Here is a 20,189-nt window from a genome sequence, read left to right on the forward strand (position 1 = left end):
AGTGAACGAGATGCAGATGAGAGAAAAAGCACAGCACGTGCACAGCGTGTTTGAAAGCATCGCGCAAGAGTACGACAAGATGAACAATGTCATCAGCTTTGGCAGCCACGTTGCCTGGCGCAACTATACGATGAAGCGAATGAATATCCAACCGGGCCAAACGGCGATTGATGTGGCTTGCGGCACGGGTGACTGGACGATCGCATTAGCGGATGCCGTTGGCAAGGATGGTCGTGTCGTCGGACTTGATTTCAGCCAGAATATGCTGGATGTAGGCGCATACAAGGTTGCGCAGAGGGGCGTGGGCGGAATCGTGCAACTGGTAAACGGTGACGCCATGAAGCTGCCGTACGAGGATAACTCCTTTGACTTTGCAACGATTGGCTTTGCGCTGCGGAACGTCCCTGATATCCAAACCGTGTTGAAAGAAATGGCTCGAGTGGTCAAGCCTGGGGGCAAAGTCGTGTCGTTGGAGGTGTCCAAGCCTCCTTTTTATCCGTATCGCCAGCTTTTCTATTTGTATTTCTACAAAATCTTGCCATTGATTGCGAAATGGACAGTTAACAAGTATGAGGAGTACGCCTGGCTGCCACAGTCACTGACGAATTTTCCCGATAGCCGAGAGCTTGCCCGCATGTTTCAGCAGGCAGGCCTTGACCCGGTTGAGGTGAAATTGTTCATGGGTGGAGTGGCTGCACTGCATATCGGGACCAAGCCCTGATCAATCATCGGGTATCTCTTCAGTGGATAGGAAGTGTATTTTGTGAGTCTCCGTAAATTAAAAATTATTTTGGAAATGATTAAATTCGAGCACTCTATTTTTGCGTTGCCGTTTGCTTTTATGGGTGCCGTATTGGGTAATATTGTAGTAGAGCAAACGTGGCCGACCTGGATGGAAATTTTATGGGTGACTGTCGCGATGGTAGGGGCACGAAGCGCGGCCATGTCGCTCAATCGGTTGATTGACCGGTTCATCGATGCGAAGAACCCGCGAACCGCGAACAGGGCGATTCCTGCCGGTTTGATCTCGATAGTAGAAGTTGTCGTCTTCATCGTCGTGTCTTTTGCTGTGTTGTTCTTTGCTGCCTTCCAGTTGAATTCACTTGCGGTAAAATTGTTGCCTTTAGCTGTTTTTGTACTCATTCTGTACTCCTATACGAAGCGCTTTACCTGGCTCTGCCATTTTGTACTGGGTGTAGCGATCGGGTTTGGGCCTCTGGGCGGTTGGGTGGCAACGACAGGGCAGGTAGACGGCACCGGTCTTCTGCTGTTTATCAGCGTGCTGTTCTGGACAGCCGGCTTTGATATTATGTACGCTTGTCAGGACGCGGACTTTGACCGCAAGGAAGGTTTGTACTCCATGCCAAGCCGGTTTGGCATCAGCAAAGCGCTGCTGATTGCCAGAGGCTGCCACGTGATTACGTTCTTCGGCCTTTTGTCGCTGTACATGATCGCAGATTTGTCCATTTGGTTCCTGGTCGGCGTTTTGATCTCCGGGGCCATTCTGCTGTACGAACACAGCTTGGTGAAGCCGACGGATTTGTCCAAGCTTGACGTCGCCTTTTTCAATATGAACGGAATACTCAGCATGGTTATGTTTACTTTTACCATGCTTGATCTGGTGATATCATGAGTACACAAGCATGGGCTGTTGGAATCACAGGTGCTAGTGGTGCGATTTATGGCGTGAGACTGGTTCAGGAGCTCTTGAAGAGCGGGCATACCGTGCACTTGATGGTGACGGAGGCAGGCTGGCAGGTGTTTCATGACGAACTGGACTGGAATACGGAAAACCGCGAAGGACTATTGGCGGAAAAGCTTCAGCAGGATTTTCCCGGAGAGCTTCGTTACTGGGGCTTGCGCGATTTTAATTGTCCCGCTGCGAGCGGATCGTACCGCTGCGAGGGGATGATTGTTGTGCCTTGTTCGATGGGAACTCTTTCCGGCATTGCGCACGGTGCCTCAGGCAACCTGCTTGAGCGTGTCGCAGATGTCATGTTGAAAGAAGGACGAAAGCTCGTACTCGTTCCCAGAGAAACGCCTTTGAACGCGATCCAGCTGGAGAACATGCTGCGATTGAGCAGGCTCGGTGTCAAGATATTGCCGGCCATGCCTGGTTTTTATCAAAAACCGCAGACGATGGATGACCTAGTCAATTTTGTCGTAGGCAAAGCATTGGACGCACTCGATGTGCCGCACGCTTTGTTTCGGCGCTGGGGGGAATAAGAATATGCAAAAGTCCTTGCGCATTGGACAAATCCTATACACCAACACCTTCCCTGTCACATTTCATTTTGACCAAGCCCGTTTTGAAGATCGGATTTCGTTTATCCGGCAGGTTCCTGCCCAGTTAAACGAGGCGATGGCCCGCGGCGAGATCGACCTTGGACCAATCTCTTCTTTCAGCTACGCAGAGCATGCGAAGGATTACCTGGTACTGCCGGACCTGTCCGTCAGCGCCAAAGGCCCAGTCGGCTCGATCTTTCTGTTCAGCAAAAAGCCGATCGAAGAGCTGAATGAGGCGCGAATTGCCTTGACCAATACGTCAGCTACTTCCATCAATTTGTTGAAAGTGATTCTGCAAAAGTTTTACGGGCTGCAAGTCTCTTACTCGATGCAAGCACCTGTACTTGAAGAAATGATGCTTGGTGCCGATGCGGCTCTCCTGATTGGAGACGATGCGATCAGGGCGATACGCCAGCGTGTTCCCTATATGATTTACGATCTAGGCGAACTTTGGTATCGCTTCACCGGATATTCCATGACCTTTGCTTTGTGGACAGTCCGCAAGGCGATTCTGGCCGAACATGCCGAATTGCTCAGCGAGGTGCACAATGCCTTTTTGGAGAGCAAACAGAAACATCTAAGCAATCCTGAACCGTTGATCGAGTACGTACATCAGCATTATGGCGGAGAAAAGGCTGATTGGCGCCAATACTTTCAAGGTCTGCAGCACGTTTTTGGCGATGAGCAAAGAACGGGGCTGGAGTACTACTATCGCTGCGCGGCGGAGCAGGGACTGCTTCCGGGACCGGTTACTGTGGAATTGTGGGAGAAGTCCGGACGGCAAAAACTACGTTGAACGAAAATAGGTGGAGCGGATGAACCTAGTCGATATATACTTTGAGATGAAAAAAGATGTGGAGTACATCGAAAATCAGTTGGAGCTGTCCATCGATACGGGAGTGCGGGAGCTGTATCAGTCGTCCACGCACCTGCTGAAGGCGGGAGGGAAGCGCATCCGTCCCGTATTTGTGTTGCTTGGTGGAAAGTGGGGGTCCTATGACGTGACCCGGCTCAAGTACGTGGCAGTTCCGCTCGAACTGATTCATATGGCCACGCTTGTGCACGACGATGTTGTCGACAATGCGGACAAGCGTAGAGGCCGGGATACGGTCAAAACAAAATGGGACAACAAAGTAGCGATGTACACCGGCGATTACATTCTTGCCCGGGCGCTGTCGATTGTGACGGAGCTGAAGATTCCTCAGCTCCACCAGATTTTGGCCAACGCGATCGTCGAAATGGTCAAGGGAGAGATCGAGCAGGTGCGGGCTCTGCACAGCTGGGATCAAAATTTCCGTATGTACCTGCGCAGAATCAAGCGCAAGACCGCTCTCTTGATCGCGATCAGCTGCCAGATGGGGGCGATTGCGAGCGGAGCGACAGAGGATCTCGTCCGCAGGATGTACTGGTACGGCTACAATGTCGGGATGGCTTTTCAAATCACGGATGACATCCTTGACTTTACCGGTACGGAAAAGCAATTGGGCAAGCCTGCGGGAAGCGATTTGCGCCAGGGCAACATTACCCTTCCCGCGATGTACACGGCTCATCACGGCATTGCTCGGGAACAGTTTCAAAAATGGATTCGGGAGGATACCTTCTGGAACCATGTGGACGAGGCGATCCAGCTGGTGAGAAAAGACGAAGGCATCGCTTTTTCGCAGAGGCTGGCGGAGCGCTATATCGCCAGAGCGCGCAGCATTATCGCCGACCTGCCGAACAATTCAACGAAAAAATCGCTGATCGGTGTGGCCGATTTTATTATCGATCGCAAATTTTAGCGTTTTTTGCTGAGGAGCAGGTTGATTGCCCCTCTATCTTTTGATAAAATTTCTGATGGTGTGTGAAATACCAATACATAGCTATACTGGAGGCAACCTTACGATGGAAAAAACGTTTCTGATGGTAAAACCTGATGGCGTACAACGCAACCTGATCGGAGAGATCGTTTCCCGCTTCGAGAAAAAAGGCTTCCAACTCGTTGGAGCAAAGCTGATGAATGTTAGCCGCGAGCTGGCTGAACAGCACTATGCTGAGCATAAAGAGCGCCCGTTCTTTGGTGAACTGGTTGACTTCATTACCTCCGGACCTGTATTCGCGATGGTATGGCAAGGCAACAACGTGATTTCCACCGCTCGTTCCATGATGGGCAAAACCAACCCTGCAGACGCTGCATCCGGAACAATCCGCGGCGACTTCGCAACTTCCGTTGGCATGAACATCATCCACGGTTCCGACTCTCCAGAAAGCGCTGAGCGCGAAATCGCTCTGTGGTTTGGCCAAGGAGAAGTTCTTTCCTACGAAAAGACGATCCAACGCTGGATCTAAGCTCTTGAACAAAGAGCAATCACGCAGATGGATAAAGACTCCGCTAAGGGGTCTTTTTCTTTTATTCGCGAATCTGCAACAAAATTCGGCAGGATTTTGTCAAAAAAACGCGAATCGCATGAGTAAGTCGTCGAAAGGGGATTTCGAAGTATGGAAGACAAGGATTTTCTCCAGTTCATCGCCAGCGTAAAAAAAATGACAGGAATTGACCTCGCACTCTACAAGGAAGCACAGATGAAACGGCGGCTTACTTCGCTCCGCTTGAAACGGGGTTATACGACATTCGCTCAGTACTTCGAGGCGATCGCAAAAGACAAAGAGCTGTTTTACGAGTTTCTCGATCGCATGACGATCAACGTGTCGGAGTTTTTTCGCAATCCGGGGCGTTGGGAAGTGCTTGAAAATAAGATCTTGCCCAGGCTGGTACGTCAGTCTCCGCGTCTGAAATGTTGGAGTGCCGCATGTTCGACGGGAGAAGAGCCTTACACACTGTCGCTCTTGCTGCTGCGCCATCGCTGGGACGCTTCGGTGCTGGCATCGGATATTGACGAAGGAGCGATCGCAAAAGCAAAGCAAGGGGTTTATACAGAAAGAGCCTTGCAGGATTGTCCAAAAGATTTGCTGGACAAATATTTTCAAAAGGACAGCTTGAGCTACCGCATTTCAGATGAAGTAAAAAAACGCGTGAATTTCCGCAAGCACAACCTTCTGGCCGATACGTTCGAATCCGGGTTTGACCTGATCATTTGCCGCAATGTGATGATCTACTTTACGGAAGAGGCCAAGCATGAGCTTTACCACAAATTCAGCCGTGCCCTAAAGCCTGGCGGCGTCCTGTTCGTCGGCAGCACGGAGCAGATTTTTCAGCCGCAGCAGTACCAGTTTGAAACAGAGGATACATTCTTTTACCGAAAATTAGGGTAAAAGGAGCCGAGCGGGTATATCCATGCTGTTTTTTCCCAACACTATGAATAACAAGCCGATAGGGAGGAAGCAGATGGATAAGCATAAGGTCATCGAGGCATATCGAAGAGGCTTGATCACTCTCCAGGAGTGCGGTCAAATTCTTGGTGCGGAAAAAACGCAGGTGGATGACCTCGTCCGCGCAGATCATAGCCGGCGTTCGGTTCCTTCGAATCCTTTGTTTTTGGCTGATTATTACTAAACTGGACGTGACAGCAGACGCTTCTCCGAAAAGAGAAGCGTTTTGTCTAGATTCAGAAAGTTTCCCACTTTTGTATTTCCTCGGGGTAATAGGTATGATATTATAACGCTTAAAAGTGATAAAGGACAGCGCCCCCGTTCGGGAAAAGAAAGTGCTGCCTGGAGGATGGAGGAAGCGAGAGATGCGTTATTTGACAGCAGGGGAATCGCACGGGCCGCAATTGACGGCGATAATCGAAGGGATTCCAAGCAACCTGCCGTTCTCTGTCGAGGCGATCAATGAACAATTGGCGAGACGGCAAAAAGGTCACGGTCGAGGCCGAAGAATGCAAATTGAAAAGGACCAGGTGAAGGTACTCTCCGGTGTCAGACACGGTTATACAACCGGGGCTCCGATCACGCTGGTCGTCGAAAATAAAGACTGGGCCCACTGGCAGGGCATCATGAGTGTCGAGCCGGTCGAGGGTGCTGAAGAAAAACGCCGTGTTTCCCGGCCGCGCCCTGGTCATGCAGACCTGAATGGAGCGATCAAGTACCATCAGCGCGATATGCGCAATATTCTGGAGCGGTCCAGCGCCCGTGAGACGACGATTCGTGTCGCTGTCGGGGCGGTAGCCAGACAATTGCTGGAGGCGTTCGGCATTCGCGTTGGCGGACAGGTGCTGCAGATCGGCAATGTCGTTGCCAAAAGAATCGATCTTCCTCTGGAAGAGCTGATTGCCCGCACGGAAGAATCCCCTGTTCGCTGTCTCGATGAGGAGGCTGCACAGCTGATGATGGCTGCGATCGATCAGGCGAAGCAGGACGGAGATTCGCTGGGCGGAATCGTCGAGGTGATCGTCGATGGCGTTCCGGTCGGCCTGGGCAGCCATGTTCAATGGGATCGAAAGCTCGATGGCCGTTTGGCGCAGGCAGTCATGAGCATCCAGGCGTTCAAAGGCGTCGAAATCGGGATCGGATTCGAAGCAGCAGGACGGCCGGGATCGCAGGTTCATGATGAAATCGTCTGGAGCGAAGAGACCGGATACAGCCGAAAATCCAATCGGGCAGGGGGGCTGGAAGGCGGCATGACGACCGGAATGCCTGTCGTGGTGCGTGGCGTCATGAAGCCGATTCCGACCCTGTACAAGCCGTTGATGAGCGTTGACATTGATAGCCGCGAAGCGTTTTCAGCCAGCATCGAGCGCTCCGACAGCTGCGCGGTCCCGGCCGCGAGCGTAGTGGCTGAAGCAGTGGTCGCTTGGGAAATCGCGTCGGCGATGTGCGAGAAGTTCCCATCCGATTCGCTCGATGACATGCTGGAAAACGTCCGCCAATACCGTGCTTATACGGAGAAATTCTGATGAATAGAGAAATCTTGCGAGTAGAACTGGGCGAACGCTCGTATCCGATCGTCATCGGCGACGGCCTCTTGCAGCAGGCGGGGCCCATGCTGCGGGAGGCGGGGCTGGCCCCGACGTCCAAGTTATTCGTGGTTACGGATGAAAACGTGGCACCGCTTTATCTGCAAACGCTGAAAACCGCCTTGGAAGCGGAGGGATACGCTGTCCATTCCTTTGTGATTGCGTCCGGAGAGCAGTCAAAAAGCCTCGCCGTGTATGAAGCAGTGATGACCGCAGCGATTTCTGCCGGATTGGACCGCAAATCGGCTGTCCTCGCCCTTGGCGGCGGGGTAGTAGGTGATCTGGCAGGCTTTGTCGCTGCGACTTACATGCGCGGCATCGCTTTTGTCCAAGTGCCGACAACACTTTTGGCGCACGACAGCTCTGTCGGAGGAAAGGTAGCGATCAACCATCCCCTCGGGAAAAATCTGATCGGCGCCTTTCACCAGCCGCGGCTCGTTCTATACGACACATCCACAATCCGCTCATTGCCGGAGAGGGAACGTGCTGCCGGTTTTGCGGAGGTGCTCAAGCACGGTTTGATTGCCGACGAGACGTTTGTTTCCTGGCTGGAGGCAAACGCAGAAAAGCTTTGGCAGCTAGATTCTGAATTGTTGAGCAAAGCGATTTATCGCGGCTGTGAAGTGAAGGCGAACATCGTTTCGGCAGATGAAACCGAGCAGAATCAGCGGGCGCTGCTTAATCTGGGGCATACGTTCGGGCATGCCTTTGAAGCCCTCTGCGAGTATTCGACGCTCAATCACGGTGAAGCGATCTCAATCGGGATGTGCCTCGCAGCGAAGGTGGCGGAGCGCATGGGGATTGCGCAGGCAGGCGTTCACGATCGTACCCGGAGGCTTCTGCGGCAGTATCAATTGCCGACAGAATGGCCGCACAAGCTCGATCCGGCAAAGGTGTTGGAAGTGATGAAGCGCGATAAAAAGGCTGTCGGCGGCAAACTGGCGCTTGTTTTGCCGCGGGCTATCGGCGCCGTAGAATTGTTTTCTCAGGTAGACGAAGAACTTATCTTGTCAGTCATGAATGAAGAATCGGGGGCGTAAGAGAAAATGGGAGTGCGAGGAATACGAGGAGCCATTACGATAGAAAAAGATACGAAAGAGGAGATTGTCTCTTCCACCAAGCTGTTGCTTGAAGAAATGGTCAAGCGAAATCACGTTTTACCAGATGACATCGCCAGCATCTTAATCACGACGACTGAGGATGTAAAGGCGGCGTTTCCTGCTCAAGCAGCCAGGCAGATCGAGGGCTGGCAATACGTTCCGTTGATGTGTGCCAGAGAGATACCGGTGCCGGGAAGCCTGCCTTCCTGTATCCGTGTCATGATGCTGGTCAACACCGATAAAGCAGCAGCCGAAATCGAGCACGTCTTTATGCGGGATGCCGTAAAATTGCGGCCGGATTTGGTAAAGTAGATTGACATCATGGGCACCCTCTTTTAGTATAGTAAAAAACGAGGGTGCCTCGTTTTACCGGTAACAAGCAAAACCGGCAGAGTAGAGATTGAGCAGAGTTGAGTGAAGAAGAGTTAGGCTGAGGAGAGAAGAGCAAGCTGGGATTGTGCATGCATACACAATCAATCCAGGGATCCTCCTGGTTTTTTTATTCTCCCCCTATCTCTTCCTCTAACACGCAGGTGTCAAAAGAGGAAGAGGATCAAGAGCCGTGGCGGGATCTGCCCATGCCCCGGGACAGAATCGGCCAGTGCACGCCCTGTGCATCGATAGCAGACAGCATACGAGGAAAAGGCGCACAATTTCGACGACTTGTGCTTGGGTTTCCTTTTGCTCTGCTTGCGAAGGCTTCTTCCCCCTTTACTCTTTTGGCACCTCGACAAAAGAGGTGAGAGTATTCATGTTTACCCCATCCTTGACAGAAGTCCAGTCACTGGCGAAGTCATACTCGCTGATTCCGGTTCGTATGACACTGCTGGCTGACCAAGAAACCCCCATCCGCTTGTATCAGAAGATTCGTACACCCCATTCTTTCCTGTTGGAAAGTGTGGAGGGAGGCTCCCGCTGGGCCCGCTACTCGTTCATCGGGCTCAATCCGTTTCAGACCGTCGAAGCAACCGGCAACCTGATTGCGGTCAAGAAACGAAACGGAGAGCAGTTTACGCTCGAAGGGAACCCAGTCCATTACCTGCGTGAGGAAATGGAGCGCTACAAGAGTCCGAAGCTAAGTCATTTTCCCCGTCTCAGCGGCGGAGCCGTCGGATTTTTTGGCTATAACACCCTGCATTACTTCGAACAATTGCCGCGCCATCGGCAAGACAGCCTGGAGCTGCCGGATATGCGCTTCTTGTTTGCCGACGAGATCATCGCTTTTGATCACTTGAAACAGGAGATCCAGCTGATCGTCAACCTCCACGTGGAGACGGATGACACCCCGGAGCGCATCAGTGAAAAGTATGCGGCAGTATGCAGCAGACTGGAGGAGCTGGCCGTCCGGGTGACAGCCCCGGGACAAGATAGGAATCAACGGCTTCCGTTGGGGGAAGTGCCGGCACGGAAAATAGCGGTTGAGAGCAACATGAGCCGCGAAGCTTACGAGAAGATGGTGGAAGCAGCGAAGTCGTATATTGCCGCAGGGGATATTTTCCAGGTGGTGCTCTCCCAGCGCTTCCGGGCCGCGACAGAGGTTGATCCGTTTTCCGTCTACAGAGTGCTGCGGACGCTAAATCCATCCCCGTACATGTACGTTCTGCAGTACGATCAGGAAACGATCGTCGGCACTTCTCCGGAGCTTTTGGTGAGGGTAGAGAACGGCAAGGTGGAAATGCGCCCGATCGCCGGTACGCGAAAGAGGGGCAGCTCTGCCGAGGAAGACGCCAGGCTGGCGGAAGACCTGTTGAATGACCCAAAAGAGCGGGCTGAACATTACATGCTGCTGGATCTTGGGAGAAATGACGTGGGCAGAGTGTCGCGCTACGGCAGCGTTCAGGTCGAAGAAGCACTTGTTATCGAAAACTATTCACATGTCATGCACATGGTCTCTCACGTAACGGGACAGCTGCGCGAGGACGCCCATCCCTTCGACGCTTTGCTGTCAGCCTTTCCGGCCGGAACGGTCTCGGGTGCGCCCAAGCTCAGGGCTATGGAAATTATCGCTGAATTGGAGCCGGATTCCCGCCATCTGTACGCCGGGGCAATTGGGTACCTGGCGTTTGACGGGACGATGGATACGTGCATTACAATCCGGACGCTGCTGTTCCAGGGAGGATACGCCTACGTCCAGGCAGGTGCAGGGATCGTAGCCGATTCCGATCCGGCGGCAGAGTACCAGGAATCCGTGAACAAGGCGGCGGCGATGCTGGCGGCTTTGGAAAAGGCAGAGCAGCTTTTCGCCCGGAAGGAGGAGCCGATATGCTGAAGAAAGCGTTGGAAAAAATCATTGGCGGATGCGATCTGGACCGAGTGCAAGCGGAAGCAGCCATGGGTGAGATCATGGATGGCAAAGCGACGGCGGCACAGATCGGTGCTTTTATGGCGGGCATGCGGATGAAAGGGGAAAGCGTCGAAGAAATCATCGGATTTGCAAAAGCGATGAGAGACCGAGCGGTGCAATTTCCTCTTGATGTCCCTGGCATGGTCGATACATGCGGTACCGGCGGAGACGGCAGCCACACCTTCAACATCTCGACAGCAGCGGCTATTGTGGCGGCCAGTGCAGGCGTGCCGATTGCCAAGCACGGGAACCGGGCCGTATCGAGCAAAAGCGGGAGCGCCGATGTGCTTGAGGCGTTAGGCGTGCCAATTACCCTTTCCCCGGAAGATGCAGCCGATTGCTTGCGAGCGACGAACCTTTGCTTTTTGTTCGCTCCGCTCTACCATCAGGCGATGAAGCATGCAGCCGGCCCGCGCAAAGAGCTGGCGGTCAGGACCGTTTTCAATCTGCTCGGCCCGCTGACCAACCCGGCGCGCGCAAAGTACCAGCTGCTCGGTATATATGACGCCAAGCTATTGCATACCGTTGCTGAAGTATTGCGTGAATTGGGTGTCGAGCGGGCGCTGGTCGTGGCTGGTGCGGATGGTCTCGACGAGCTGACAGTGACGGGGACCAGTTATATCTCCGAGCTTCGCGACGGCATCATTACCAATTACGAAATCGAGCCGGAGCAATTCGGACTAAAGCGATATTCCCTGGATGCCCTGCGGGGCGGGGACGCCAAGGAAAATGCGAAAATCATAGAGGACATCTACAACGGGAAGCGAGGCGCAGCCCGCGACATCGTACTCCTGAATGCGGGAGCAATCCTCTATCTTTCCGGCAGAGTCAGCAGTATCGGCCACGGTGTCATAACCGCTGCCGAATTGATCGACGATGGCATTGTGAAGGAAAAATTGGAACAATTTCGGCAAGTGGCAGGAGGGCTGATTCATGCTTCTTAAAATTGTGGAGAGAAAACGGGAGGAAGTGGCGCAGCTTCGGGCCGCCACCAGCATGGCAAAGCTGCTGCAGGAGGCAAAGGAAATGCAGCCGGCCAAGGGCTTCGGGAAAGCTTTGCTGCACAGCAGCCGCCCTGTCAGTGTGATTGCCGAGGTGAAAAAGGCTTCGCCGTCAAAAGGATTGATCCGGCCCGATTTTGATCCGGTAGCCATTGCCCAAAGCTATGCTGCTGCCGAAGTTGAATGCATGTCGGTGCTGACCGATACTCCTTTTTTTCAGGGAAGCAAAGCGTATCTGAAGGACATCAGAAAGGCCGTTTCCCAGCCTTTGCTGCGCAAGGATTTTATGATCGACCCACTGCAGGTAGTCGAAGCGAGAGCCTGCGGTGCCGATTGCATTTTGTTGATCGCTGCTATTCTTGATGGGCCACAGCTAAAGGAGCTGGCCGAGACGGCAACGGAGCTTGGCATGGACTATCTGATCGAGGTTCATGACAGGCGGGAGCTGGAATCGGTATTCCAAGTTGTCACACCGACTCTTTTGGGCATCAACAACCGTAATTTGCATACGTTTCAGACCGATCTGGCTGCTACCAGCGAGCTTGCGGCTCTGGTGCCTGCCGGGATTCCGATCATCAGCGAAAGCGGGATAAACAGCGTGGACTGCGTAGCTTATGTCCAAGAAGCCGGGGCGCGTGCGATTCTGGTAGGGGAGCATTTCATGCGCCAGAAGAACGTCACTCAGGCCGTGCTTGATCTGGTCGGGAAAAAAGCGGAGAACAGCGAGCAGGTGAGGTTATGACGAAGATCAAGATTTGCGGCATTAAACGAGCGGAGACACTTGCATGTCTCACAGCATTGGCTGTCGATTACGTCGGATTTGTTTTTGCGCAAAGCAGGCGTCAAGTGACGGCTGAACAAGCTGGAGCCATAATGAACGCAGTGCCGGGTCATCCACCTGCTGTCGGGGTGTTTGTAGATCCGACACTGGCCGAACTGGAAGAGGTTCTGGAACAGGCCGAACTTTCCGTGATCCAGCTCCACGGCCGTGAAACCCCAGATTTTTGCCAGCAAGTACAGGAACGCTTCTCCTTGCCGGTCTGGAAAGCAATGGCGGTGGGAAGCGACAACGGCGCTCATGCAGGGGCAGAACAGATAGAAGCGTACCTTGGCGTGACAAATGCCCTGCTGTTTGATACGTATGATCCGGCGCTGGCAGGAGGGACGGGGAAACGCTTTTCCTGGGAGCAAATCCCGCTTCTGCAACAATCGGCGTCGCCGCTCCCCTGTATTATTGCTGGCGGGATTCACGCAGAAAACGTCGGCGAGCTGATCAGGAATTACCGGCCGTCCGTGATTGACGTTTCGAGCGGTGTGGAAACAGAGGGAGAAAAGGACGAACAGAAAATACGAGAATTTGTCGGAAGGGTGAGAGAGGCATGACAACGACGGAAACGCAGGCAAAGCAAGTACCTGATCAGTACGGACGGTTTGGGGCTTTTGGGGGGAAATACGTTCCGGAGACGCTGATGAACGCTCTGGCTGAGCTGGAGGCAGCATTTGCCGATGCGCAGGCTGATCCGGCTTTCCGCAAAGAGCTGGGCGATTTGCTGCGCGAATATGCCGGCAGACCGACTCCGCTCACTTACGCCGATAAACTGACCGAACATCTCGGCGGTGCCCGGATTTATTTAAAACGCGAGGATTTGAACCATACCGGCGCCCACAAGCTCAACAACGCCTTGGGTCAAGGGCTGCTGGCCAAACGGATGGGCAAGACCTCCATTATCGCAGAGACGGGCGCTGGCCAGCACGGCGTTGCCAGTGCAACGGTAGCAGCGAAGCTGGGCTTGTCCTGCAAAGTGTTTATGGGAACGGAAGATATCAAGCGGCAAGCGCTGAACGTCTTTCGGATGAAGATGCTGGGAGCCGAAGTGATTCCGGCAGAATCGGGCTCGCGGACACTGAAGGATGCCACCAATGAAGCGATCCGATACTGGGTGTCCCATGTGGATCAAACCTTTTATGTCATCGGTTCGGTCGTCGGCCCGCATCCGTATCCTTACATGGTCCGGGAGTTTCAAAAAATCATCGGCGAAGAGACACGTGCACAAATACGGGAGATGCTCGGACGGCTTCCGGACGAAGTGATTGCCTGCGTCGGCGGAGGGAGCAACGCCATCGGGATGTTCTATCCGTTCATCCAGGACGATGCCGTTTCGTTGCGCGGAGTGGAAGCGGCAGGACACGGCATCCAGACAGACAAGCATGCCGCGACGCTCAGTCTCGGCAGGCCGGGTGTCATCCACGGGGCCATGACCTATCTATTGCAGGATGAGTACGGCCAGGTACAAGAGGCGCATTCGATTTCCGCCGGACTTGATTATCCGGGCGTAGGTCCGGAGCATTCGTACTTGAAAGATACGGGACGGGTGCATTACACGTCGGTTACGGATGACGAAGCTTTGCAGGCGGTAGAGCTGTTGTGCCGTACAGAGGGCATCATTCCTGCACTGGAGAGCGCCCATGCCGTAGCGGAAGCAATCAAGCGGGCGCCGCACATGTCCTCTGACCAGGTCCTGGTCATTTGTCTGTCGGGAAGAGGAGACAAAGACGTGGAAACGATTCAGCATGCATTGGAGACGAGAGCAGCAGGAGGGGAAGCAAAATGAGCCAGAGAGAAAATCGAATTGATCGCCTGTTTGCCGACCGTACACGCAAACGGTTCATCCCTTTTTTGACCGTGGGAGACCCTAGCCTGGAGGCTACATTCCAACTGGCGCACGGCCTTGTAGAAGCGGGGGCAGACCTTTTGGAGCTCGGCGTTCCCTACTCCGATCCGCTGGCAGATGGACCTACGATACAAAGAGCCTCGCAAAGGGCACTGGCCAACGGAGTGACGATCAAGGACGCGCTTGAACTGGTGGAGCGTCTGCGTCAATCCGGGATGGAGACGCCGCTCGTGCTCTTCACCTACATCAACCCGGTCCTGCAATACGGGATCGATCGCCTGTTCGCTGATTTGGCGGCGAAGGGAGCTGACGGGATCGTCATTCCCGATTTGCCCGTGGAGGAGAATGCCCCTGCAGTAAAAGCGGCTACGGCGCATGGACTCCACGTCATTTCACTGGTCGCTCCAACCTCGGAGGAACGCGTTCGAACAATTGGCGAGCAGGCCACCGGCTTTCTATACTGCGTCTCTTCGCTTGGCGTGACCGGCGCGAGAGCCAGCTTGAGCGAGGATTTGGCTGACTTCCTGCAGCGGGTCCGCTCTTCGACAAAGGCACCTACGGCCGTCGGTTTCGGCATTTCTACGCCGGAGCAGGTAAAGGCAGTTGCTCCTCACACGGACGGGATCATTGTCGGCAGCGCCATCGTGATGGAAATCGAGCGTCAGCGCGAGCTGTTGGCGGATCCAGATCGGGTAGAGGAAGGTGTCGAAAGAATAAAAACCTTTGTACATCAGCTGACGAGTGCGCTACAATAAGGGGAAAAATGTGACTGGAGTGAAGTGTGGATGCGACCCAAGCAGCGTATTCTCAGCGCCCCGGTTTACCAGCCGGGAAAGCCGATCGATGATGTGAAAAGAGAATTCGGCTTGACAGAAGTTATCAAACTGGCGTCCAACGAAAATCCTTACGGCTGTTCACCCAAGGCCAAAGAAGCGATTGCAGCGCAGTTGGATTCGCTCGCACTCTACCCGGACGGAGCAAGTCTCCAGCTTCGCTGGGATCTGGCAGACTTCCTCGGTGTAAAGCCAGAGCAGCTGATGTTTGGAAACGGATCGGATGAGATTGTTCTGATGATTTCCCGGGCTTATCTGGAACCGGGAACCAATACGGTAATGGCAACTCCGACGTTTTCCCAATACCGTTCCAACGCAATGGTGGAGGGTGCCGAGCTGATCGAGGTGCCGCTGAAAGACGGCGTTCACGATCTGGAGGCAATGGCGTCCGCGATCAACGGGCAGACGAGGGTAGTCTGGGTGTGCAACCCGAACAATCCGTCCGGAACGATTGTCGGCACGTCCGAGCTGGAGGCGTTTCTGAAGAAGGTGCCAAAAGACGTCCTCGTTGTGATGGATGAAGCGTACTACGAGTATGTCGTGGACGAAGCGTATCCGCAGACCATCCCGATGCTCGCACAGTATCCAAACCTGATCATTCTTCGCACTTTCTCCAAGATTTACGGTCTGGCTACGCTGCGTGTCGGCTATGGTATCGCATCCGAAGAGATCATCAGCCATTTGGACCACGTCCGCGAACCGTTCAACACCAGCTCGCTTGGCCAGGCTGCCGCTCGCGCTGCGTTGAAAGACCAGGAGTTCGTCAAGGAATGCAGCAGACGAAACCGGGAAGGCTTGAAGCAGCTCACAGACCGGTTTGACGAGTGGGGATTGTCCTACTACCCGTCTCAAACGAACTTCGTCCTGGTCAATCTGAACCTCGATTCCGATGAAGTGTTCAAACAACTTCTGCAGCAGGGAATCATCGTCCGCTCCGGCAAGGCGCTCGGCTTTCCGGGATATCAGCGCATCACAGTGGGAACGGCAGAGCAAAACGAAAAGGTATTGCAGGCTTTGGCCAATATCGTCGTGGGAGCAGGAAAATAAATGCAAGAATGCCGGTGTTCAGCATCCGGCATTTTTGTCTAGACATACACAGAGAGGATAGAGTGTGGAGATGAAGACCACCATCGCAATTATCGGGGTCGGTTTGATCGGCGGGTCCATCGCGCTTTCGCTGCGCCAGGACCCGCAGGTGAGTGTCGTCGGCTTCGACGTGCGCCAGGAGTGCCTGGACAAGGCGCTTACTTCCGGTGTCATACACGCCGGAACGACTGATCTGCAGACCGCCGTCAGAGAAGCAAACATTATTTTTATCGCTGCACCGGTGGAGCAAATTTACGCTACATTGGACAGGCTTCCGTCCTTGTCCCTGCAGCCGGGAGTCATCGTCACGGATGTGGGGAGCACAAAATCCGGCATTGTCCGCTACGCACGGGAGAAAATGCCAAGAGAAGTCACCTTCATCGGCGGGCACCCGATGGCGGGATCGCACAAGTCGGGGGTCGAGGCGGCGTCTGACCGGCTGTTTGAAAATGCCTATTACGTGTTGACTCCGGCATCTGATGTTCCGGAGGATCAGGTGGAGAAATTGGCCAGCTTGCTTGCTTTGACACGAGCCAAAGTGATTCGCATGGACCCGGATGAACACGATCAGGTTGTCGGTTCGGTCAGCCACTTCCCGCATATTTTGGCGTCGGCTCTGGTGAATCTCGTCGCCAGCTACGACGACAGCAATCCGTGGCACCATCGCTTGGCTGCTGGCGGCTTTCGCGACATTACGAGGATCGCATCAAGCAACCCGAGGATGTGGCGGGATGTTCTGCTGAACAACAGGGAGCATCTCCTGCGTATTGCCGAGGATTGGGCGAAAGCGCTGGATAATGTCATGGGGCTTGTAAAAGAAGGAGATGCCGAACAGATCGAGCATTTCTTCCGGACCGCCCGAGATTTCCGAGACGGCCTTCCCGAAAGAAAAAAGGGAGCAATGCCTCCGCTGTACGACTTGTATATCGATATCCCGGACCATCCGGGGGAAATCGGCCGGATTACGACTTTGCTTGGCGCGAAAAACATCAACATCACCAATCTCCAGATTCGGGAAACCCGCGAAGATATACTCGGTGTCCTGCGGATAACGTTTCGCAGTCAGCTCGAATTGGAAAAGGGCGAAGAGCTGCTCTGTTACTTCGGATATAACGTATACAGACGGGAGTAGTTTGCTCATACGATCCCGCTTTGGGGGATAGACGCTTTGCTGTGCGAATGCACGTGCGTGGACAGAATATAGCTACGATACGTAGAAATACAGAGAAAAAAGGGGAGAGTCACTGTGCTGCGCGTTCAACGAGCAAGTCAGATCAACGGAACCGTTCGAGTACCAGGAGATAAATCGATTTCCCATCGCGCCGTCATGTTTGGCGCGCTGGCAGAAGGAACAACAAGTATTGAAGGCTTCCTCCCGGGTGCCGATTGTTTGAGCACGATCAGCTGTTTTCGCAAGATGGGCATAGAGATTGAGCAGGACAAGGACCGGGTCACCGTTCACGGCCAGGGCTGGTACGGACTGCAGGAGCCTTCCCAGCACCTCGACGTAGGAAACTCCGGTACGACCATTCGGTTGATGGCCGGCATTCTCGCTACCCAACCGTTTCACAGTGTGATGGAAGGGGACGAATCCATCGCGAAACGCCCGATGCGCAGAGTAATCGGACCGCTCCGCCAGATGGGGGCAAAAATCGATGGGCGAAAGGATGGGGAATACACGCCGCTCTCCATACGTGGAGGGGAGCTGCAAGGGATATCGTATCAATCCCCTGTGGCCAGTGCCCAAATCAAATCGGCGATTTTGCTCGCCGGCATGCAGGCAAACGGCGTTACGAGTGTGACCGAGCCGCATCTATCCCGAGATCACACGGAGAGAATGCTGCAAGCGTTCGGCGTCAAGCTCGTCCGCGACGGCTTGACCGTTTCAATTGAAGGCGGGCAGAAATTGAAGGGGAGAGCCATTCAGGTCCCAGGAGACATTTCCTCTGCAGCCTACATGATTGCGGCAGTGATGATGGTGCCGGGCAGCTCTCTGCTGATCGAAAATGTGGGGATCAACCCAAGCCGCACCGGAATTTTGGATGTCGTAGACAGAATGGGCGGAAAAATTGAGCGGATCAACGAACGAGTGGTCAATGAAGAGCCGGTCGCAGACCTGCTCGTGACCTATTCCGAGCTGCAAGGAATCGAGATCAGCGGCGACATCATCCCCCGGCTGATCGATGAAATCCCCGTTATTGCTGTAATGGCGACGCAAGCTGGCGGACGCACCGTCATCAAGGACGCGGAGGAGTTAAAAGTAAAGGAAACGGACAGAATTGCCACTGTTGTGAGCGAACTGTCAAAGCTGGGAGCAAAGATCATCGCGACGGAGGATGGCATGATTATCGAGGGACCAACTCCGCTGAAGGGTGCAGTCATCGACAGCTTTGGCGATCATCGGATCGGAATGGCCATGGCGATCGCAGGGCTGGCAGCAGAAGGGGAAACGCTGATCGAGAATGACGACGCCATTTTGGTTTCATTCCCTGGCTTTCCTGACGTTCTCCAGAGCATCAGTAAATAGCGAAACGATGAAACAACGAGACGAACCCGTGCTGATCGCGGGTTCGTTTTTTGACTAGTGAAGACGGGATAAGCCTCGAAAAGAATGGACAGAAAAATAGGTAAAAAGTGTTTGACAAGCGCTTACATTCAGATATAATAAAGGTACAGTATGGTTTCTCTCCACTCCTATCCAATATAATAAAGCACAGATGTGCTGCCGCCGTTTGAATGCGCTTACATTGACGGTGGCTTTTTTTTGTCCTTTTTTCCTCCACCCATGCATATGCTCGTACTGGAAGAGCGTCCATCTGCGGATGGAGGAGGGACGAGCTATGGCAATGAACGAACTGGTTATTCGAAATGGAACTGTTGTAACCGCGAGCGGTATTGTCGAAGCAGACATTTGGATAGAGGACGGGAAAATCAAACGGGTGGCCAAGGAGCTGTTACGGGTGTACAGAGATACCGACCAGCCGCTTGAAGAGTGGGATGCCTCCGGAATGTACATTTTGCCGGGCTTTCTTGCCTTGCCCGATAAATCCTATGCGAAAATCAGAAGCTTGGAAGAATATCTGCATGCCGTCCGTTCTTTGGCAGCAAACGGCTACACCTGCATGACCGATGTGCTGCACGTAGATCCTTGGAAAAAATCCGATCAATGGCGGTATCAGGCTGCCATTCATTTCAACAATGTCATCGACTATACGATGGTGGTGGAGGTCTCCGCCAGCCAAATGGCGCATGGACTGGTTCGGCAGCTTTGCTTGGAAGGATACAGGTCGATCAGGGTGACCGTTCGCAAGCAGGAAGAAATTAACCGTCTGGAATGGGAAACGTTTTCCCCGATACTTACGTCTTATAGGGTGCTACTAACTTTGCACATACCGGACGATTCCGCTATTTCACGGGAGGAAAAGCGAAATATGCACAGGCAATGGCTCAGGCGCTGCCGCTTCTGGCAGATTCGCACATGGGTCAAGGCCGATTGGGCACAGGCTTTGGAGTCATTTGATGATTTCTACCATGTGTATCAAGTAAAGGGGATGACCGCAGATCATGCGCTCCGTTTTCTGGCCGAGCATCCTTTCCGCTCGCTTTCCGTAATGGCTTCGCTGGACAGCGTCCAGGTAGATCTGAGGCGTACGAAGTGGCTGGATGCGGAATTGCTCCGCTTACTCGTCAAGCTCTGTTCGACAAATACCGCCAAGGCATTGGGGCTTTACCCACGCAAAGGGTGCATCATTCCCGGTGCTGACGCAGATCTTTTATTCGTGAAAAAAGAACAATGGTTGACAAAATTTGATCTTTACACTATTCTCAATTTTAGCGAAATCCGCCTTCCAACATCTGTTATGTCGAACGGAAAGTGGATTTTTGCCGAGCAGCAATTTGCCGCAACCATAGGCATGGGACGATGCCATCTGGACATCAAGCCATACAATTTTGTCATGTGACCCCAGATTT

21 protein-coding genes are annotated in these 20,189 nt (G+C 53.5%); all 21 read left to right on the forward strand.

Annotation, left to right across the window (positions count from 1 at the left end; all coding sequences use genetic code 11):
* The first annotated feature begins 1 nt into the window (after window position 1).
* The 21 genes from NST96_RS12465 to NST96_RS12565 all read left to right on the forward strand — a co-directional run bounded on the left by NST96_RS12465 (window position 2) and on the right by NST96_RS12565 (window position 20,179).
* Complete coding sequence (locus NST96_RS12465) at window positions 2–721, forward strand: demethylmenaquinone methyltransferase (protein ID WP_024984991.1); 720 nt, start codon at window positions 2–4, stop codon at window positions 719–721.
* A 42-nt stretch (window positions 722–763) separates the two neighbouring features.
* Window positions 764–1,633 (forward strand): UbiA-like polyprenyltransferase, encoded by an 870-nt coding sequence (locus NST96_RS12470; protein WP_003387086.1) that lies wholly within the window; start codon window positions 764–766, stop codon window positions 1,631–1,633.
* Entirely contained in the window at window positions 1,630–2,226 is a 597-nt protein-coding gene (locus tag NST96_RS12475) for a flavin prenyltransferase UbiX (RefSeq protein WP_024984992.1), read from the forward strand. Before NST96_RS12470 ends, NST96_RS12475 begins: the two co-directional genes overlap by 4 nt.
* Before the next feature lie 4 nt (window positions 2,227–2,230).
* Window positions 2,231–3,082 carry a menaquinone biosynthesis protein gene (locus NST96_RS12480; protein ID WP_024984993.1) on the forward strand — a complete coding sequence of 284 codons (852 nt, stop codon included), beginning with the start codon at window positions 2,231–2,233 and terminating at the stop codon, window positions 3,080–3,082.
* 19 nt (window positions 3,083–3,101) lie between these two features.
* The gene (locus NST96_RS12485) at window positions 3,102–4,067 is read left to right on the forward strand and encodes a polyprenyl synthetase family protein (protein WP_003387083.1); all 966 of its coding nucleotides are present in this window, start codon (window positions 3,102–3,104) and stop codon (window positions 4,065–4,067) included.
* A gap of 103 nt (window positions 4,068–4,170) precedes the next feature.
* Window positions 4,171–4,614 carry a nucleoside-diphosphate kinase gene (gene ndk / locus NST96_RS12490; protein ID WP_003387082.1) on the forward strand — a complete coding sequence of 148 codons (444 nt, stop codon included), beginning with the start codon at window positions 4,171–4,173 and terminating at the stop codon, window positions 4,612–4,614.
* Window positions 4,615–4,764: 150 nt separating this feature from the next.
* A complete protein-coding gene (locus NST96_RS12495; protein ID WP_003387081.1) occupies window positions 4,765–5,538 on the forward strand; it encodes a protein-glutamate O-methyltransferase CheR in 774 nt (257 codons plus the stop codon).
* 73 nt (window positions 5,539–5,611) lie between these two features.
* Window positions 5,612–5,779 carry a hypothetical protein gene (locus NST96_RS12500; protein WP_170208335.1) on the forward strand — a complete coding sequence of 56 codons (168 nt, stop codon included), beginning with the start codon at window positions 5,612–5,614 and terminating at the stop codon, window positions 5,777–5,779.
* 181 nt (window positions 5,780–5,960) lie between these two features.
* On the forward strand, window positions 5,961–7,121 hold the full coding sequence (gene aroC / locus NST96_RS12505; RefSeq protein WP_003387080.1) for a chorismate synthase: 1,161 nt from the start codon (window positions 5,961–5,963) through the stop codon (window positions 7,119–7,121).
* Window positions 7,121–8,221: a 3-dehydroquinate synthase gene (gene aroB / locus NST96_RS12510; RefSeq protein WP_003387078.1), complete on the forward strand. Its 1,101-nt coding sequence runs from the start codon at window positions 7,121–7,123 to the stop codon at window positions 8,219–8,221. Before aroC ends, aroB begins: the two co-directional genes overlap by 1 nt.
* Before the next feature lie 6 nt (window positions 8,222–8,227).
* Window positions 8,228–8,593 (forward strand): chorismate mutase, encoded by a 366-nt coding sequence (gene aroH, locus NST96_RS12515; RefSeq protein WP_024984995.1) that lies wholly within the window; start codon window positions 8,228–8,230, stop codon window positions 8,591–8,593.
* 439 nt (window positions 8,594–9,032) lie between these two features.
* Window positions 9,033–10,550: an anthranilate synthase component I gene (trpE, locus tag NST96_RS12520; RefSeq protein ID WP_003387075.1), complete on the forward strand. Its 1,518-nt coding sequence runs from the start codon at window positions 9,033–9,035 to the stop codon at window positions 10,548–10,550.
* Window positions 10,544–11,569, forward strand: a complete 1,026-nt coding sequence (gene trpD / locus NST96_RS12525) for an anthranilate phosphoribosyltransferase (RefSeq protein ID WP_003387074.1) — start codon at window positions 10,544–10,546, stop codon at window positions 11,567–11,569. Before trpE ends, trpD begins: the two co-directional genes overlap by 7 nt.
* Window positions 11,559–12,368: an indole-3-glycerol phosphate synthase TrpC gene (trpC, locus tag NST96_RS12530; RefSeq protein WP_251237474.1), complete on the forward strand. Its 810-nt coding sequence runs from the start codon at window positions 11,559–11,561 to the stop codon at window positions 12,366–12,368. Before trpD ends, trpC begins: the two co-directional genes overlap by 11 nt.
* On the forward strand, window positions 12,365–13,009 hold the full coding sequence (locus NST96_RS12535; protein WP_003387072.1) for a phosphoribosylanthranilate isomerase: 645 nt from the start codon (window positions 12,365–12,367) through the stop codon (window positions 13,007–13,009). The genes trpC and NST96_RS12535 overlap by 4 nt, the downstream gene beginning before the upstream one ends.
* Window positions 13,006–14,238, forward strand: coding sequence for a tryptophan synthase subunit beta (trpB, locus tag NST96_RS12540; RefSeq protein WP_003387071.1), 1,233 nt, complete (start codon window positions 13,006–13,008; stop codon window positions 14,236–14,238). Before NST96_RS12535 ends, trpB begins: the two co-directional genes overlap by 4 nt.
* On the forward strand, window positions 14,235–15,053 hold the full coding sequence (gene trpA / locus NST96_RS12545) for a tryptophan synthase subunit alpha (protein ID WP_003387070.1): 819 nt from the start codon (window positions 14,235–14,237) through the stop codon (window positions 15,051–15,053). The genes trpB and trpA overlap by 4 nt, the downstream gene beginning before the upstream one ends.
* Window positions 15,054–15,083: 30 nt before the next feature.
* Window positions 15,084–16,178, forward strand: coding sequence for a histidinol-phosphate transaminase (gene hisC, locus NST96_RS12550; RefSeq protein ID WP_003387069.1), 1,095 nt, complete (start codon window positions 15,084–15,086; stop codon window positions 16,176–16,178).
* 70 nt (window positions 16,179–16,248) lie between these two features.
* Window positions 16,249–17,349, forward strand: coding sequence for a prephenate dehydrogenase (locus NST96_RS12555; RefSeq protein ID WP_024985000.1), 1,101 nt, complete (start codon window positions 16,249–16,251; stop codon window positions 17,347–17,349).
* A 114-nt stretch (window positions 17,350–17,463) separates the two neighbouring features.
* Window positions 17,464–18,744 carry a 3-phosphoshikimate 1-carboxyvinyltransferase gene (aroA, locus tag NST96_RS12560; protein WP_003387067.1) on the forward strand — a complete coding sequence of 427 codons (1,281 nt, stop codon included), beginning with the start codon at window positions 17,464–17,466 and terminating at the stop codon, window positions 18,742–18,744.
* A gap of 313 nt (window positions 18,745–19,057) precedes the next feature.
* Window positions 19,058–20,179, forward strand: a complete 1,122-nt coding sequence (locus NST96_RS12565) for an amidohydrolase family protein (protein WP_251237476.1) — start codon at window positions 19,058–19,060, stop codon at window positions 20,177–20,179.
* The last annotated feature ends 10 nt before the right edge of the window (window positions 20,180–20,189 follow it).

The sequence above is a fragment of the Brevibacillus sp. FSL K6-2834 genome (assembly GCF_038592925.1).
Lineage (GTDB): Bacteria > Bacillota > Bacilli > Brevibacillales > Brevibacillaceae > Brevibacillus > Brevibacillus borstelensis.